The 17,157-nt window shown below is 61.6% G+C and carries 12 protein-coding genes and 1 pseudogene; 5 read left to right on the forward strand and 8 right to left on the reverse strand.

Going from position 1 to position 17,157, the window contains the following annotated elements:
• Positions 1-98 precede the first annotated feature (98 nt).
• The 4 genes from IE079_RS00300 to IE079_RS00315 form a co-directional block, all read right to left on the reverse strand.
• Positions 99-1,412 carry a DUF945 family protein gene (locus IE079_RS00300; RefSeq protein WP_189571150.1) on the reverse strand — a complete coding sequence of 438 codons (1,314 nt, stop codon included), beginning with the start codon at positions 1,410-1,412 and terminating at the stop codon, positions 99-101.
• A 118-nt stretch (positions 1,413-1,530) separates the two neighbouring features.
• Positions 1,531-3,666 carry a polyphosphate kinase 1 gene (gene ppk1 / locus IE079_RS00305; RefSeq protein WP_189571153.1) on the reverse strand — a complete coding sequence of 712 codons (2,136 nt, stop codon included), beginning with the start codon at positions 3,664-3,666 and terminating at the stop codon, positions 1,531-1,533.
• Between the two features lies 1 nt (position 3,667).
• Positions 3,668-4,678: a porphobilinogen synthase gene (hemB, locus tag IE079_RS00310; protein ID WP_189571156.1), complete on the reverse strand. Its 1,011-nt coding sequence runs from the start codon at positions 4,676-4,678 to the stop codon at positions 3,668-3,670.
• Between the two features lie 203 nt (positions 4,679-4,881).
• Positions 4,882-5,100: a hypothetical protein gene (locus IE079_RS00315; protein ID WP_189571160.1), complete on the reverse strand. Its 219-nt coding sequence runs from the start codon at positions 5,098-5,100 to the stop codon at positions 4,882-4,884.
• A 295-nt stretch (positions 5,101-5,395) separates the two neighbouring features.
• Between IE079_RS00315 and IE079_RS00320 the strand changes: the two genes are divergently transcribed.
• The 3 genes from IE079_RS00320 (at position 5,396) to panP (ending at position 9,283) form a co-directional block, all read left to right on the forward strand.
• On the forward strand, positions 5,396-7,102 hold the full coding sequence (locus IE079_RS00320) for an isovaleryl-CoA dehydrogenase (RefSeq protein WP_189571162.1): 1,707 nt from the start codon (positions 5,396-5,398) through the stop codon (positions 7,100-7,102).
• Positions 7,095-7,436 (forward strand): DUF503 domain-containing protein, encoded by a 342-nt coding sequence (locus tag IE079_RS00325; RefSeq protein WP_189571165.1) that lies wholly within the window; start codon positions 7,095-7,097, stop codon positions 7,434-7,436. The genes IE079_RS00320 and IE079_RS00325 overlap by 8 nt, the downstream gene beginning before the upstream one ends.
• A gap of 176 nt (positions 7,437-7,612) precedes the next feature.
• Positions 7,613-9,283: a pyridoxal-dependent aspartate 1-decarboxylase PanP gene (gene panP, locus IE079_RS00330; protein ID WP_189571168.1), complete on the forward strand. Its 1,671-nt coding sequence runs from the start codon at positions 7,613-7,615 to the stop codon at positions 9,281-9,283.
• 288 nt (positions 9,284-9,571) lie between these two features.
• On the opposite strand, the gene IE079_RS00335 is transcribed toward panP, so the two are convergent.
• Both IE079_RS00335 and IE079_RS00340 read right to left on the reverse strand, forming a co-directional pair.
• The gene (locus tag IE079_RS00335) at positions 9,572-9,838 is read right to left on the reverse strand and encodes a hypothetical protein (protein ID WP_189571172.1); all 267 of its coding nucleotides are present in this window, start codon (positions 9,836-9,838) and stop codon (positions 9,572-9,574) included.
• A gap of 154 nt (positions 9,839-9,992) precedes the next feature.
• Complete coding sequence (locus IE079_RS00340) at positions 9,993-11,555, reverse strand: inorganic phosphate transporter (protein ID WP_189571174.1); 1,563 nt, start codon at positions 11,553-11,555, stop codon at positions 9,993-9,995.
• Between the two features lie 195 nt (positions 11,556-11,750).
• On the opposite strand from IE079_RS00340, the gene IE079_RS00345 reads away from it, so the two are divergent.
• Both IE079_RS00345 and IE079_RS19055 read left to right on the forward strand, forming a co-directional pair.
• Positions 11,751-12,212, forward strand: a complete 462-nt coding sequence (locus IE079_RS00345; protein ID WP_189571177.1) for a flavodoxin domain-containing protein — start codon at positions 11,751-11,753, stop codon at positions 12,210-12,212.
• Between the two features lie 302 nt (positions 12,213-12,514).
• Positions 12,515-14,941 (forward strand): annotated as a pseudogene (locus IE079_RS19055) (EAL domain-containing protein).
• 39 nt (positions 14,942-14,980) lie between these two features.
• Here IE079_RS19055 and IE079_RS00355 read toward each other — a convergent pair.
• Entirely contained in the window at positions 14,981-15,847 is an 867-nt protein-coding gene (locus IE079_RS00355; protein ID WP_189571181.1) for an acyl-CoA thioesterase, read from the reverse strand.
• A 133-nt stretch (positions 15,848-15,980) separates the two neighbouring features.
• Positions 15,981-17,153 carry an FAD-dependent oxidoreductase gene (locus IE079_RS00360; protein WP_189571183.1) on the reverse strand — a complete coding sequence of 391 codons (1,173 nt, stop codon included), beginning with the start codon at positions 17,151-17,153 and terminating at the stop codon, positions 15,981-15,983.
• Between the last annotated feature and the right edge of the window lie 4 nt (positions 17,154-17,157).

Here is a 17,157-nt window from a genome sequence, read left to right on the forward strand (position 1 = left end):
AATACCCGCTACTCTCCCGTGGGCACTTACACGCCGGCGGGGCATAAAAAAACCGGAGCCCGAAGGCTCCGGTTTTTTTTATCGGGGCTGGCCAGGCATTACTGCAGCATGGACGAACCGCCTCCCATACCCGGCATGGGGATGGGCATCTCCTGCCCGTTCAGGTTCACCGTCATATTGTTCAGGGAAGCATCCATTACGTAAAAGTCGCCTTCCTCCACGAGAGCGCCCTGCATAACCATGGGCATCAGCTGCTCCCCCAGCTCCGGGTACTGCTCACCAAGGGCAACCGGAATTTTCACACTCATCTCACCCTCGATGGTCTGGGCGATCAGCATCAGCGGTACCCGGTCCTCGTCCGGCTGCTCCGGATGGGATACCCGCAGGTAACCGGTCACCGGACCTTCCGGGGACGTGATATTCAGATCGGTTATGGCGGTCATTCCTCTGGCCATCAGTTTCTCGATGCTGCCGCTGACGGCCATGGTCGCCTGCATCTGCTGCTCATACGCTTGCTGTGGATCGTCACCCGCCGAGGCACTGAGCTGCTGTACCGTTTCGATGGCCTCCAGCATCTCGTTCCAGGCGGCGACATCCATCTCCTGCAGCTGAACGTCCAGGCTGTGGGGGCCATAGCTCTGGCCACCATGCACGACCTTGTCCAGGGTTGTCGTGACCGTCGCCGATACCGCCTTGTCGTCCTTGACCGGGGTGGAGCTGCTGTTCATCTCCAGGCCCTCCAGAACCACCTCGGGCTCGCCCTGAACAGCAACCGACAGCTTGTCCATGGTCACCGACCCGTCGCCGGTCCAAAGGCTGCCGGTCAGCAGGGTGGACTGCTGTTCCATGTTCAGGTTTTCCAGGGATACGCGGGCCTCCGCGGTGCGCAGCACCAGGCCCGGCCACCGGGTGATGAAGTCCAGTTGCTCGCCATCGCTGCTCACTTCCAGCGTGGCGAAACCCTGGGAGACGTTGACGGTCTCGCCAGACGCTTCATCGGTATAATCAATCGCGGGCACGTCCAGCTCCACCAGGGATGACCCCCAGGCACTGGTGGTAACTTTCACGGTGGGCTTGTCGTCCGGGAAGATCCTGTCGAACACCTCATCGTCGGGGAGGTCGAAGTTGAACAGGATGGTGCTGCTGGTAATCCCATGTGAGACGTCACCGGTCCAGCCCATGGGATGGCGTTCGCCGGTATCCGGGTCTACCACGTAGACCTGACCGCTGGCGGTCGAACCCAGATAGCCCCGTTCATACTGGTCGGTTTCTATGACGAAGAACGGCTGCGACTCGTTAAACTCACCGGTCGCAGACTGCCAGTGCTGTTCCGTCAGCATTCCCACGGCCCATGGGGCGGCTACTGCTGCCACCACGACCACGCCGCCGGCAATAATCCATGCTTTTTTCATGTCCTTTACTCCATTTCAGGGAGTCAGTCAGGTAGCCACGACAATCGGCGCTCCCCCAACCTCCCTGTTTACTGATCCCACCCGCTCCTTCTTGAACGGGCCGCGAGACCGGACCCGGTCACTTGGCACTCAACCGGTCCAGCAGGACCAGCTGGGACGCAAAGCGTTCCTCGTCCGGTGAGGGCTGATTCTGCAGGTAACGTCCATCGGGCTGCAAGACCCAGCTCTGACAGTTGTCACGTAAACAGGCATCCAGGTCTTCTTTCAGACGACTGGCCAGGCTGGGCTCCTCCACCGGAAAGGCCACTTCAACCCGGTTCACCAGATTGCGGACCATGGCGTCGGCACTGGAGCAGTACACCTCTGGCTTGCTGTTATTGCCGAACCAATAGACGCGGGTATGCTCGAGGAAGCGCCCGATAACGGACCTGACCTCGATGTTCTCCGACAGTCCCGGCACACCCGGCCGCAGGCAGCAGATACCTCGAATGATCAGGTCGATTTTTACGCCGGCCTGGGACGCACGGTACAGGGCCAGCATCACTTCCGGATCGGTCAGGGCATTGAACTTGAAGATGATGTGCCCCTTGTCGCCGAGATCCGCCTCGCGGTCAATCAGCTCGATCAACCGCTTGTGCAGGGTAAAGGGCGCGTGAAACAGTTTCTTGATCTTGAGCGCCTTGCCCATGCCCGTAAGTTGCTGGAAGAGCTTGTTGACGTCATCACCCAGGGCATCGTCCGCCGACAGGAAACTGTAGTCGGTATACAGGCGGGCATTGCCGGCGTGGTAGTTGCCGGTCCCCAGATGAACATAGCGCTTGAGGCGACCTTCCTCACGACGCACGATCAGAATCATCTTGGCGTGGGTCTTGTAGCCCACCACGCCGTAGACCACGACCACGCCCGACTCCTGCAGGCGGCTGGCCAGCTCCAGGTTCTCGGCTTCGTCAAAACGGGCCCGCAACTCGATGACCGCGGTCACTTCCTTGCCGCGACGGGCTGCGTCCATCAGGGCCTCGACAATTTCCGAGTCGGCTCCGGTGCGATACAGGGTCTGGCGGATGGCCAGCACCTGAGGATCCTTGGCCGCCTGCCGCAGGAAATCCACCACGGGGGTGAAGCTCTGATAGGGGTGCAGCAGCAGAATAGGCTGTTTGCGGATGGCGTCGAAGATCACTTCAGTACTGCGGATGGGCTTGGGTACCGCCGGCGAGAAGCCCGGATAGGTCAGGTCCGGGCGGCTGACCAGACCGCTGACCGCCATCAGGCGGGTCAGGTTGACCGGGCCGTGCACCTTGTAAAGGTCCCGTTCGGTGAGACCAAACTGTCGCAGCAGGAACTGGATCAGCTCCTCGGGGCAGTTATCCGCCACTTCCAGGCGCACGCCGTCGCCGAAGCGGCGGCTGAGCAGCTCACCACGCAGGGCAGAGGCAAGATCCTCCAGGTCGTCTTCCAGCTCCAGGTCAGCATTGCGGGTGAGGCGGAACTGATAGCAACCCTTGATCTCCATGCCCGGAAACAGCTCATCGGCATGGGCGTGGATCATGGACGACAGGAACACCAGATTGTCGCCACCATTGCAGACATCATCCGGCAGCCGCACCAGCCGTGGCAACGACCGGGGCGCCGGCACGATGGCCATGCCGGTCTCGCGGCCGAAGGCGTCCTTGCCATCCAGCTCGACAATGAAGTTCAGGCTCTTGTTGACCAGCCGCGGGAACGGGTGTGAGGGATCCAGGCCGATGGGGTTGACCACCGGCAGGATTTCATCCTCGAAATACTGGCGTACCCATTCCGCCTGGGCCGGCGTCCAGTCACGGCGCCGCACGAAATGGATGCCTTCCCTCTCCATTTCAGGAATCAGCACCTTGTTGAGGATGTCGTACTGTTCGCTGATGTACTCGTGAGCTACCTGGCTGATTTCCTGCAGCACCTGCTCCGGCAGCATGCCATCCGGACCCACCATCTCGCGGCCGTATTTCATCTGCTGACGCAGACCGGCCACGCGGATCTCGAAGAATTCGTCCATGTTGCTGCTGAAGATGCACAGAAAGATCAGCCGGTTGAGCAGCGGGTGATGCTCGTCCAGCGCCTGCTGAAGCACCCGGTAGTTGAACTGCAGGTGGCTCAGCTCGCGGTTAAAATAGTTTTCCCGGGCCGTCAGATCAGACACCCTTTCGGGAACCTCCACAGGTTGCGGCACTGCGGCCACTTCACCCACTTTCCCGACTTCGGGCACCTTCTCCATACTCATATCAGCCTCCGTTGAGCAAGCGCGCTGCCCGCACCGCAAAATAGGTAAGAATGCCGTCGGCACCGGCCCGGCGCATGGCCATCAGGCTTTCCATCATCACCTTTTCGCCGTCCAGCCAGCCGTTCCGGGCAGCGGCCATGTGCATCGCGTACTCGCCACTGACCTGATAGACGAAAGTGGGCACCTGCAGCTCGGTTTTCACGCGGTAGACGATATCCAGATAGGGCATACCCGGCTTGATCATCACCATGTCGGCCCCTTCCGCCAGGTCCATGGCCACTTCGTGCAGGGCCTCGTCGCTGTTGGCCGGGTCCATCTGGTAGGTTTCCTTGCTGCCCTTGCCCAGGTTGCCGGCCGAGCCCACCGCGTCCCGGAACGGACCATAGTAGGAGGAGGCATACTTGGCGGAGTAGGCCATGATCCGGGTATTGACGTGACCGGCCTGCTCCAGAGCCTGGCGGATCTCGCCAATGCGACCATCCATCATGTCCGAGGGTGCCACCATATCGGCACCGGCCTCGGCGTGGGACAGCGCCTGCCTGACCAGTGCCGCCACGGTGCGGTCATTGAGCACATAGCCGTTGTCATCGAGGATGCCGTCCTGGCCATGGGTGGTGAACGGGTCCAGCGCCACGTCGGTAATCACACCCAGCCCCGGGAACTGCTCCTTGAGGGAGCGGGTCGCCCGTTGTGCCAGGCCCTCGGGATCCCAGGCGCCGGAGCCGTCGAGGTCCTTCTTGTCCACCGGCACCACCGGAAACAGGGCCATGGCGGGAATGCCCAGATCATGCACCTCGCGGGCATGCTCCAGCAGTAGGTCGATACTGAGGCGCTCCACCCCCGGCATGGAGGACACCGCCTCGCGCTGCCCTTCGCCTTCCAGCACGAACACGGGGTAAATCAGGTTGTCGACACTGAGCTGATTTTCCCGCACCAGCCGACGGGAAAAGTCATCCACCCGGTTCCGGCGCAGACGGGTTGCAGGATAACCACGATTGGGGAGTGAAAACACGAAAGCCCTCCATAACTGGATTATTTAACGAACTATCATACACGTCCCGAGGTTACCGGAGCATGACCTGGGGCATATGAGTACGGATCCTGGCAGCGCGGAGCTGACAGGCTGGCAGGCACAAGCGGGAAAATGGTGGCACGTTCCGGACTGAAGACGGCGGCAGCCGGCCAGTGATGGAGGCCCGGCTGCCACTCTTGTGATTACATACTGCGATTGTTGAACCCCACCTCGACCTTGCGAGGTGCATCCGTACGGAAACTGGTGTCGACCTGTTCGATCCGGCCACCTTCGCTCAGGAACGCCTGGATATCCGCCTCCAGTTGGGCCCGGATGCGTGCGCGACCGGCAATGGAGTGGTTATCGTCCATATCATTCCAGCCGCCGGATACCTCCAGACTGCTTTCATCCAATTCACTCATGGCTCACCTCCATCAGCGAAAATCAGGGTGTATGCTGATACTTCCCCGGTACTCAAATGAAACGCGCTCCAGAAAGCTCGCAGCTCCCGTGGCCGTTTCCTGCTCGACACCGCCGTACCCGGGGTATACCGGATAACGTGCATGGGCGCCTTGGCGTCTTTATAATCGGGAAATGATGACAGTGCTATCTCAACCAGAATGCTTTTTTGTTACTTTTTGTAACTGAACGGATGGCAAGCCTGATCCATCAATTTTTAATAATAATTACAATTAGATAAACACAGTGAGGCCCGACATGAACGCCAAGCATCCGACACCCCCTGACGGCGAATTCACCCCCGACCAGTGGCTGGCCCGGACCCACGAGGTCACCAACCAGCCACCGGCGCTGGAAAACTACAACCTGTTCCGGCAGGACCAGGCGCTGCAGGAAGCCGTGGAACGGGAAGGCGCGGGCTGGGCCCGCCAGGAGCTGGACACTTACGGCGAGCTGACCGGCCGCAGCGATATTATCGAACTGGGCTTCCAGGCCAACGACAACAAGCCGTCCTTCCACACTCATGATCGCTTCGGCCACCGTATTGACGAGGTTCGCTTCCATCCTGCCTACCATGAGCTGATGAACATGGCCATGGAACACGGCCTGCACAGCAGCCCCTGGCAGAAGCCCGGCCCCGGCGCCCATGTCGCCAGGGCCGCCAGGTATTACCTGCACACACAGGTGGAAGCCGCTCACGGCTGTCCCATCACCATGACCTTCGCCGCCATGCCCTCGATCATGAAGCAGGCGGATCTGGCGGAAACCTGGGCGCCGAAGATCCTCGATTGCAGCTACGACCCACGCAACCTGCCCGACTCGGAAAAGCGCTCGGTCACTATCGGCATGGCGATGACCGAGAAACAGGGCGGCAGTGATGTGCGCGCCAACTCCACCCGGGCCTTCCCCACCGGCAAGGAAGGCCCCGGCCAGGCCTATGAACTGGTGGGCCACAAGTGGTTTGTATCGGCCCCCATGTGCGACGCCTTCCTGGTGCTGGCCCAGGCCCCGGGTGGCCTGTCCTGCTTCCTGATGCCGCGCTGGTGCCCGGACGGCAGCAAGAACCCCTGGCAGATCCAGCGCCTGAAAAACAAGATGGGCAACGTCGCCAATGCCTCCAGCGAGGCGGAACTGCGGGGTGCCCTGGGCTGGATGGTGGGCGAGGAAGGCCGCGGTGTGCCCACCATCATTGAAATGGTGGCCATGACCCGTTTCGACTGCATGATCGGCAGCTCCTCCGGCATGCGCCAGGCCGCCGCCCAGGCACTGCACCATTGCCATTACCGCAGCGCCTTCGGGGCACGCCTTAGCGAACAGCCGCTGATGCAGAACGTGCTGGCCGACCTGGCCCTGGAGAACGAAGCCGCCATGGCCTATGCCATGCGCGTGGCCCGGGCCCTGGACGCCGGCAACGACGAACAGGAAAAGCTGTTCCTGCGCCTGGCCACCCCGGTAGGCAAGTACTGGATCTGCAAGCGCACACCGAACCACGCCTACGAAGCCATGGAGTGCATCGGCGGCAGCGGCCTGATGGAAGACTGCATTCTGCCACGGCTGTTCCGGGAGTCCCCGGTGAACGCCATCTGGGAAGGCTCCGGCAACGTCCAGTGCCTGGATACCCTGCGGGCCCTGCAGAAGTCGCCGGAGAGCCTCGACGCCTTCCTCGGCGAGGTCAACCTGGCCCGGGGCAGCGACCGCCGCTTCGACGGTTTTATTGACCGGCTGACAAAAGACTTCGGCACGGCCATCACCAACCCGGACCAGATCGCCTTCCAGGCCCGGGACCTGGTGGACCGGCTGGCGGTATCCCTGCAGGCTTCGCTGCTGATCCGCCATGCGCCGGCGGCCGTGGCCGACGCCTTCTGTGCGTCCCGTATCGACAGTCAGGGCATCCACAACATCGGCGCCCTGCCCGCCGGCGTGGACGCCAAAGCCATCATCGAGCGGGCCACACCCCATGTCTGACGCGTTTCGCAAACTGCTGGCGGAGCGGGAAGCCGCTCCCGTCACCATCACGCCCCATATCGGCATCGTGACGCTGCACTTCCAGCTCTATGGCGTGGAAGACCTGAAAGCCAAGCGCAAGGCCTTTACGCCAATGCGGGCCATCTGGGGCAAGGAGCCGGACCTGGCTGTCGCCGAAACCGGTGACCATGAGGCACTGGACAGTGCCGTGTGGAGTATCGTTGCCATTGGCGGCACCTCGCAACAGCTGACCGCACGGCTTGACCAGGTTGAGAAGGCCATTGAGCAGCGAATCGATGCGCCGGTCCTGGAGGTCCACCGGGAACTGCTGTAAGAGCCCGTACCCACCGGGCTGGTCGCTTGGCATCCAATGTCATGACGCCGTATACTACGCGGCCTTGACCACGGACCAGAACAGGGGATGAGGATGATACCTCCTGTTGAAAGTTCCGCTGAATTCGCCGGGCATCAGGAAAGCCCCCGGGGGATACCACAGATGGCGTGGCGCGTATGACCGGTAAGAAAAAGTCAGCTCAGGCATCGGTTGAGGCCATGTACCGGGTATTCACGGTGCCGGAGGCTCCCGAATCCACCCTGAGCCGAATCGACCAGAATATCTCAGGTAACCTTGCCGGTTTTCTGCAGGAACATATTGTGGCGGTGGAACGGGACCTGAGCGAGGTCGAGAAAAACTTCGCCGACTCCGCCATCCCCGAAAAGCCGATCTTCGTCTCCGAGCAGGCGCAGTTCCTGCTGGACAAGCTGGTGGCCAACTCGGTCCATACCGCGTCCCCCAGTTTTATCGGGCACATGACGTCGGCGCTGCCCTATTTCATGCTGCCGCTGTCCAAGATCATGATCGCCCTGAACCAGAACCTGGTGAAGACGGAAACCTCCAAGGCCTTCACCCCCATGGAGCGCCAGGTGCTGGGCATGATCCACCGGCTGGTCTACCAGCAGGACAGCGCCTACTACCGCAAGTGGATGCACGACCCCCGCCATGCTCTGGGCGCCATGTGTTCCGGCGGCACCGTGGCCAACCTTACCGCCCTGTGGGTGGCCCGCAACCGCGCGTTTCCGGCGGAAGGCAGCTTCCGTGGCCTGCATCAGGAAGGGCTGTTCCGGGCGCTGAAGTATTACGGCCATGAAGGCGCCGCTATCCTGGTGTCCCGCCGCGGTCATTATTCCCTGCGCAAGGCCGCCGACGTGCTGGGCCTGGGCCGCGACTCCCTGATTCCCGTCGACACCGACGACGACAATCGCATCCAGATCGATGCCCTGCGGGACAAGTGCCTGGACTTGCAGCGCCAGAAAGTGAAGATCATGGCCATCTGTGGCATTGCCGGCACCACCGAGACCGGCAGTGTAGACCCCCTGGACGCCATGGCCGACGTGGCCCGGGAGTTCGGCGCCCATTTCCACGTGGACGCTGCCTGGGGTGGCCCCACTCTGTTCTCCCGTCAGCATGCTCACCTGATGCGCGGCATCGATAAGGCCGACTCGGTCACCTTTGACGCCCACAAACAGCTGTACGTGCCCATGGGTGTGGGGCTTGTGGTGTTCCGCGACCCCACCATGGCAAGCGCGGTGGAACATCACGCCCAATACATCATCCGCAAGGGTTCCCGGGACCTGGGTAGCACCACGCTGGAAGGGTCGCGACCGGGCATGGCCATGCTGATCCACTCGGGCCTGAAGATTCTGGCGCGGGAAGGCTATGAAATCCTGATCAACCAGGGCATCGAAAAGGCCCGCACCTTCGCCGAGATGATCACCGGGCACCCGGATTTCGAACTGGTGACCTCGCCGGAACTCAACATCCTCACCTACCGCTACTGCCCGGCCCGGGTTCAGCAGGCACTGGCCGCCGCCGACTCGCTGCAGGCGGAGCGCATCAACATGAGCCTGAACCGGGTTACCAAGTACATCCAGAAAACCCAGCGGGAAAGGGGCAAGGCCTTTGTCTCACGAACCCGCCTGGAGCCGGCCCGCTACAGCCACTTCCCCTGTATCGTGTTCCGGGTGGTACTGGCCAACCCGCTGACCACGAAAGAGATCCTCGACGACATCCTGACCGAGCAGAAGGAACTGGCCGGCGAGCCGGGACTGAAGGACGAGATGGATATTCTTTACCAGCACGCGGATGCGGTGCTGGGAGGGCCTGTGGCCAGGAGAGCCTGAACATAAACCCCGCCTAACCCAGACAGGACACGGGCTGAGCGGTCAGCGTTAACTCGGGCTATCCAAGGCCGGGTAGGTAAGGTGTGGTTTTGTAGCAGCGCCATGGGTGAAGCAAGCGTTTACGAAGCGCAGCTTCGTGGGCAGATGAACGCCGCGAATCTGTGATTCGTGGCCGGAACGGCCCGGAGCAAGGCGGGCGCCAGGGACGGCCCCTGAATTGCGGCGGAAAAACCACACCTTGCCTGCCCGGCCATGCACCAGAACTGTAAGGTCAATCCCAGCCAAGACTCAGTAAAGCGCCTCCTCATCGTCCAGCACATCGTCCAGAATTTCGAGGAACATCTTGTCCGCCTCACTCCAGTTCTCGGGAATGCGAACCGTGGTCGAGGCACTGATCTCGTCCGCGATCAGCTGGTGCGCGTCCGGCTTGCCCCGGTGCTTACGGGCCACCTCGACACACTTCACCGCCACCGTGGGATCACTCAGCACCTTCTTGATAAACACCCGCAGCTCACCAATCATCTTCGACTGACGGCTTTCGCTTGCTGTACTCATAGACATCTCCGAAGAAGTTCAGGGAAAGGGACCATCAAGAGTATGCAGGATACCCCACCCGGACAACCAGTGGTTAGTGGGGGATTACAGATCCTGCCTCGCCGTAAAAAGCGCGCACAAGAGCCCCGCGGGGCTCAGAATGGCATCACCACCGTCAGATCATCAGCCCGCGAATGGTGAAGTAAAGAATCGCCGCCAGCACGGCCGACACTGGCACCGTGATCACCCAGGCCGCCGCAATGCGGATCAGGTGAGAGCGCTTGACCAGCTCCTCGCGATAGATCTTCTTCAGCCGCTTGCGCTCTTTCTTGGACAGGGGAATGTCCTGCTTGTGCTTGCGGGCTTCCTGCAGCAGGGCTTCCATCTCCTCGACACTGGCATTACGGAAGTCATCGAGAAACGGCTGCAGGCGTTCACGATCGGCATCGTCGTGCTTATCCAGAATCGTGTGGATCTGGGTGGCGTAACTGCGCTTCAGGTACTCCCGCAGGAAGCCCACCCCGAAGACACCACCAATGGCGATATGGGTCGAACTGACCGGCAGCCCCAGCTGCGAGGCCAGGATCACCGTCAGCGCCGCCGACAGTGCCACACAGAAGGCCCGGGTCTTGTCCAGCTCGGTAATCTCGGAACCGACCACCTTGATCACCCGGGGGCCGAACAGCAACAGACCCACGGACAGGCCCAGGGCACCCACCATCATGACCCACAGTGGAATACTGGCATCGGATACGATGCTGGAGGCTGCCAGAGCATCGTTAATGGCAGCCAGCGGGCCAATGGCGTTGGCCACGTCGTTGGCGCCATGGGCAAAGCTGAGCAGACCGGCAGCGAAGATCAGCGGCCAGACAAACAGGGCGTTGACACCATCGGCGTTGTTTTCCATGGTGGCGGCACGGCGGCTGACCCTGACCCGCACCAGCACAAATACCACGGCGGCGACCGCCAGACCCACCAGAGCGGCCCCCAGGAAATCCACCTCGATAATCTTTTTCACACCCTTGACCATCAGATAGGTACCGAAAGCCCAGGCCATGATGGCCACCAGCCAGGGTACAAAGCGACGGGCACTGGCCACCAGGTCACTCTGGTAAAGGATGGTTCTTTTGACCACATAAAGGAACAGGGCGGCAATCAGCCCCCCCAGGGCCGGCGAGATCACCCAGCTCGCCACAATCTTGGCCATCACTGACCAGTCGGCAATGCCCCAGCCGCCGGCCGCAATACCGGCACCGAGCACACCACCCACGATGGAATGGGTGGTGGACACCGGCGCGCCCATCCAGGTGGCCAGGTTCAGCCACAGCGCTCCGGCCAGCAACGCCGCTGTCATCAGCCAGACAAACGAATTGACGTTATCCAGGCGCTCCGGAGTGATGATGCCGCCCTTGATGGTCGACACCACGTCGCCCCCGGCGATAATGGCCCCGGCAGCTTCGAACACAGCCGCAACCATGACCGCACCAAACAGGGAAATCGCCCCGGAGCCTACCGCCGGGCCGACATTGTTGGCAACGTCGTTGGCACCAATATTGATAGCCATGTAGCCGGCTATCACGGCAGCGCCAATCAGGAGGGATTTATTGGGAAGGTCACCGGCAATTTGACTGACCACCAGGCCGATAATGACGAGAAAAATGAGACTGAAGCCTATACGGTAACGTTCCGTCGACTGGCTGGTCAGAACCTGATCAATAAAACCGGATGATTGCGCCATATCGGGTTTCTCATGCAGCATGATAATTGGGCGGCACTATAAAATTTCTGACATGAAATTGAAACAATAGCACCGCCATGCGCACAAGCCATTGATGGTGCCCGGTGCGCACTCCGCCAATGGTCTGGTTGAGGGCCTCGCGGCCCGCCGCTACCATAGCGGGCTTTTGGCACCCCGCCCGGAGGCAACGGACCCATGACCGATATCCAGATTCTGGTAGGCAGCGTTTTTGGTGGTGCACTGATGACAGCCCGCAAACTCCGGGAACAACTGTCGTCCGATGACGTTTCCGTCACCGTGCACGAAAAACCCACCCTGGCCAGCCTGACGGACAGCTCCGGGCCTGTATTGGTGTGCACTTCCACGACGGGCCAGGGAGAGATTCCGGAGAACCTGCTGCCGTTCTACGTCGAACTCCGGGACCAGCTGCCCATGCAGGAAGGTCGTCCATTTGGCGTGATTGTGCTGGGCGACAGCTCCTACGGCGACACCTTCTGCGGTGCCGGCGAGCTGATGGAAGAGGCACTCCGGGAAGTGGCCGCACGCAAGGTCGGGGAAACCCTGCGCATTGATGCCATGGAAACCGTGGAGCCGGAAGAGGACGCCCTGCCCTGGGCCAGTGAATGGGTACGCCAGGTCACAGGTTCAAAAACCTGACCGGTTGCCCGGGCCGACTCCATCACAGCTCAGGCGAGAGCCGCATCACGTATCATGTTGTTACACACTGTCATCGTCCGGAAACACTCCGTTCCAACATGATACTTAAGTAACATGTCGTTAGTGCCGATACTCAAGCAGAATGATCGTCTCCGGAACAACGATAACAAATCAGGATTCCTGTGATTCGAAAGGCGGCTCTGACCATCCTTCTCACCCTTGTGACCGTGGCCGTGGCCGTGCCTGCCGCCCTTGCGGATTCCTCGGGCAAGAACACCCTGGAGACCATTGAATACCTGCGCATGCCCCATGGCGAACCCGCCCTCACGCCGGAACAGGCTCTGGCCAGGCAGGACTGGCAGACTCTGCCGGGCAAGACCCCGAATTTCGGGTATGAGGACGACGCATTCTGGTATCGCATGCCCCTGCCCGCGGGCAAAACCCGCCTCATCCTGGCGATACGTTACCCCCACCTGGACAACATTCGTTTCTGGCCCCTGACCAACGGCCAGCCGGGAGAAATGGTACAGACCGGCGACCAATACCCTTTTGCCGAACGACCAATGCCCCATTCCAATTTCCTGCTGCCGATAACGCGGATACCCGAGGCCAACAACGGCATCCTGCTGCGCATCCAGACCCGGGGTGCCCACCATGTGCCCATGGAGCTGTGGGAACCCCGCTCCCTGCTGGCGCAGCTATCGACGGAGGACCAGCTCCACGCTCTCTACTACGGCGTACTGATCACTATCATCCTGTTCAGCCTGATGGTGTTCGTGGGGCTGCGGGAAAAGATCTACCTTTACTACCTGGCGACCACCGCCAGTTTTCTGTTCCTGCTGGCGTCGCTGAGGGGCATCACCTACCCGCTACTCTGGCCCGAAAGCCCGGCGTAGCAGAATTACAGCATCCTCGTCGCCATACCACTGACAGCCATATCGATTACCCTGTTCTCCCGAAAGCTGCTGGGGCTGAGCCGCATGGGCGGCTGGATCCGGCATTCGGTTCAGGCAGCCATCTACCTCAATCTGTTCGCCCTGCTGGGCGTAGCCGTCTTCGACCACAACCTGTCCAGCTGGCTTTCATTGGCCATCGCGGTGCCTACCTGTCTCCTGCTGGCCCTGATCGGACCGGTGCTGTGGCTGCGCGGGCATCCTCTGTCCGGCATCTACACCCTGTCCTGGGGGGCGCTTACCATTGGTTGCCTGCTCACCATCGCCAATATGTTTGGCTTGTTGCCCAACAGTTTCATCACCACCCACGGGGTACAGCTGGGGTCGACCATACAGGCCCTGGTGCTGACGGCGGCGCTGGCCAACCGCATCTACCTGGAACGGGAATCCCAGGCCCGCTCCCGGGAGGCGGAACTGGCGGCCCTGTCCGCCCAGCGCCGTGCTGAACAGCGGTCCCTGGACCAGGCCATGAGAGAACCGCTGACCAGGCTGCCCAACCGCACCTGTTTTGAAATGACCGCCAGTGAAACCCTCAACCTGAAGCCCGGCAAACGCTGGGCGGTGTGCGTGCTCAGGCTGAACAACCTGGCAGCCATCACCAAGACCCTGGGCCACCGCAACTCCGACCGCCTGCTGGAACTGGTCGCCCTGCGGCTACACCAGATCGCACTGGAACTGCCTGGCGTGCAGCCGGTCGGCCCCCGGGACGACGACTGCCTGGCAGTGCTGGAGCCCGCCACCTTTGCCTACCTGATGGACGCCGGGGCCGCCACCTACGACCCGCAGCGCGTGGAGCAACTACGCGAGCCGATTGATTACCTGGGCATGCAGCTGCCCATGGACAGCTGCATTGGTGTCGCGATATTCCCGGACCATGGCCAGGACCTGAACACCCTCGTCCACCAGGCCTACGTGGCACAGGAGTCCGCCATTGCCATCGAGAAAGGGATGGCCTATTACACCCCCGCCCGGGACCCTTACAGCCCGGAACGCCTGACCCTGGTCACCGAACTCAGGCATGCCCTGGAACACAACGAGCTGGCACTGTGGTACCAGCCCAAGCGCTGCCTGAAAAGCAATGAGATTGTCGGGGTGGAGGCACTGATCCGCTGGCCGGGCCGTCAGCCCGCGGTGCATGCCGACCAGCTGATCGCCCTGGCCGAGCAGAGCGGGCTGATACGGCCGCTGACCCGCTGGGTAATGGAGCAGGCGCTGGCGGCGCGCAACGTATTGCTGGAAGCAGGGCTGGACCTGACCGTATCCATCAACATCTCCCCCAATAACCTGCGGGAGCGTGACTTCCCGCTGTTTGTCCAGCGCCTGATGACCAGTCACCACCAGCATCGCGGCCGGCTGATTCTGGAAGTTACCGAAACCTCGATGATGCAGGACCCGGCCAACTCCATGCGCACCCTGCGCTCCCTGGATTACGCCGGCATTCCCCTGGCCATCGACGACTTCGGCTCCGGCTATTCATCGCTGTCCTACATCAAGCAGCTACCGGCCTGCGAGGTGAAGATCGACCGCTCTCTCGTCACCGACCTGCTGACCCACACCGACGACCGCATCATCGTCAAGACCACCATCGACATGTGTCACAACCTGGGTTACCAGGTGGTGGCGGAAGGCGTGGAAGACGAGGCAACCACGGAGCTGCTGCGGGAAATGGGCTGCGACATGATCCAGGGCTACGTACTGGCGAAACCGCAGCCACTGGCGGACCTGATCGCGCAGCTGCGCCCCGGGGACAGGGACTTGCCGGTGCTTCGCCAGTGACAAGCCTCCCTGCTCATCGATTAACCGGGGTGAGCACTGCTATTTGGAGGGCTTGCGGCGCCGGATCAGCGCTTCCTGCGCTGTCGAGGCCACCATCACGCCGTCCCGGCTGTAGACATTGCCCCGGTTGAACCCACGCGCTCCGAACGCACTGGGGCTGTCCTTGTCATAGAGCAGCCAGTCATCCATGCGCACATCCCGGTGGAACCAGATGGCGTGATCCAGGCTGGCCACCTGCATGTTGGGGGTCAGGAACGCCACCCCATGGGGATTGAGGGACGTGCCCAGGAAGGCGAAATCCGATGCGTAGGCCAACAGGCAACGATGCAGAATGCGATCGTCCGGCAGCTCGCCCTGGGCGCGGAACCAGCTTTGCTTGCTGGGCGGTTTGATCTCCGGGGCCATGGGATTGATCGGGTCCACCGGGCGGATCTCGATGGGACGATTGCGGGTCAACTGGTCGTGGAACTTTTCCGGCACCTGTTTCAGCAAATGCCGGTTGAGTTCCTGCTCGTTCTTCAGGGACTCCGGCGCCGGCGCATCCGGCATGTCCATCTGGTGATCAAAGCCCTCTTCCTCTATATGAAAGGAGACCGATCCGGTAAGGATCTCCTTGCCGTCCTGACGGGCGATCACCCGCCGGACCGAGAAACTGCCGCCGTCCCGGACCCGCTGCACCTCATAGTCAATCGGTGCCCGGGCGTTGCCAGGGCGCAGGAAATAGGCGTGCATGGAATGGGGCATGCGGCCTTCAATGGTGCGGGTGGTCGCCATCAGCGCCTGGCCCAGTACCTGTCCCCCGAACAGATTGGGAAAACCGAGATCTTCACTCTGACCCTGAAAGTGATCATCACCCGCGGGGGCGAGATCCATCAGTTCAACCAGCGCTCTGGTAATGTCCTGCATGCCTGCTCCTGAAAAAGGCTGATCCGGCAACAGCCAACATTGGCTTTATGCTTGCCGGAAATTAATGCTTAGCTTACGAAGCGGCAATTTCTACCGGATACGGCCGCGAAGCGCAAGACAGGCGTGGTGTCGCTCAGGCGCTGGCAAGCACCGGCGGCACCTCTTTCGACAGTGCCTGCTTTTCGATCACGTAGTCGCCGGTCACCGCAAACCCCAGCAGTTCACCGGCGGCATCGCGGTACAACGCCCGCACATTGTTACCGTCACGCTGCACATCCCAGTGCCCGCCACCGCACTCTGCCGGCGGACATACCGCCACCGGACAGCAGGGCGTCTTGACCAGAACCGGCATGGCACCCCACTTCGCCGGCGTCGGCTCACCGGTCAGCGTTGCCGCCAGGGCCCGGGCCGCCGCCATCAGCGGCATGACGTACATGAGTACGTGGCCTTCCACTTCGGCACAATCCCCCAAGGCGTAGATATCCACGGCACTGGTCGCCAGCTGCCTGTCGGTGCGAATGCCATGCCCGACATCGAGTCCGGCAGCCGTTGCCAGGCGGGTCCGGGGCCGCAGGCCAACCGCGGAAACCACCACATCTCCCTGCAGCATAGCACCGTCACTGAGATGTACCTGCGCGCCACCATTGTCTTCCGATACTGACTCGGCGGCCACACCCAGATGGAAGGTAACTCCCTCAGCCTCCAGGGACCGCCTGACCGCATCAGCGGCTGGTTCCGGCAGCAACCCCGGCATCACCTGTGTGGACGGCGCCACCACGGTGACATCGAAACCGCCATTACGCAGATCGTTGGCGTATTCGCACCCGATCAGGCCGGCACCCAGCAGGATCACCCGGCGACGGCCTTCCACCATCCGCCGGAAATACCGGTAGTCCTCCAGGTCATTGATCGAGCACACCCGCTCGCTGGCGCTGATAGCGTCTGGCAGGCGGATAACATCGGCGCCCCAGGCCAGCACCAGCTTGTGGTAGGTCAGCCGTTCTTCGCCAATCAGGATCTGATGCGCCTGCGGATCAATGCCGGTCACCCGGGTGTGGGTTCTTATTTCCATATTGAGCTGGTCCGCCATGGTACCGGCGTCCGCCTGGGCCAGCTCATCGGCGCTCTTGCCCTTGGTGAAGCCGGTCGACAGCATGGGCTTGGAGTAGCTGGTGCCATCATCGGAGGTAATCATCATCAACGGCAGATCGCTGTCGCGCTTGCGCAGCTCTCTGGCCAGGGAGTACCCGGCCAGACCGCTACCGATGATAATCACCGGGGCCTGATCACGACGGGTGTCTGTCATGGCC

It is taken from the genome of Marinobacter zhanjiangensis (assembly GCF_014651935.1).
Classification (GTDB): domain Bacteria; phylum Pseudomonadota; class Gammaproteobacteria; order Pseudomonadales; family Oleiphilaceae; genus Marinobacter; species Marinobacter zhanjiangensis.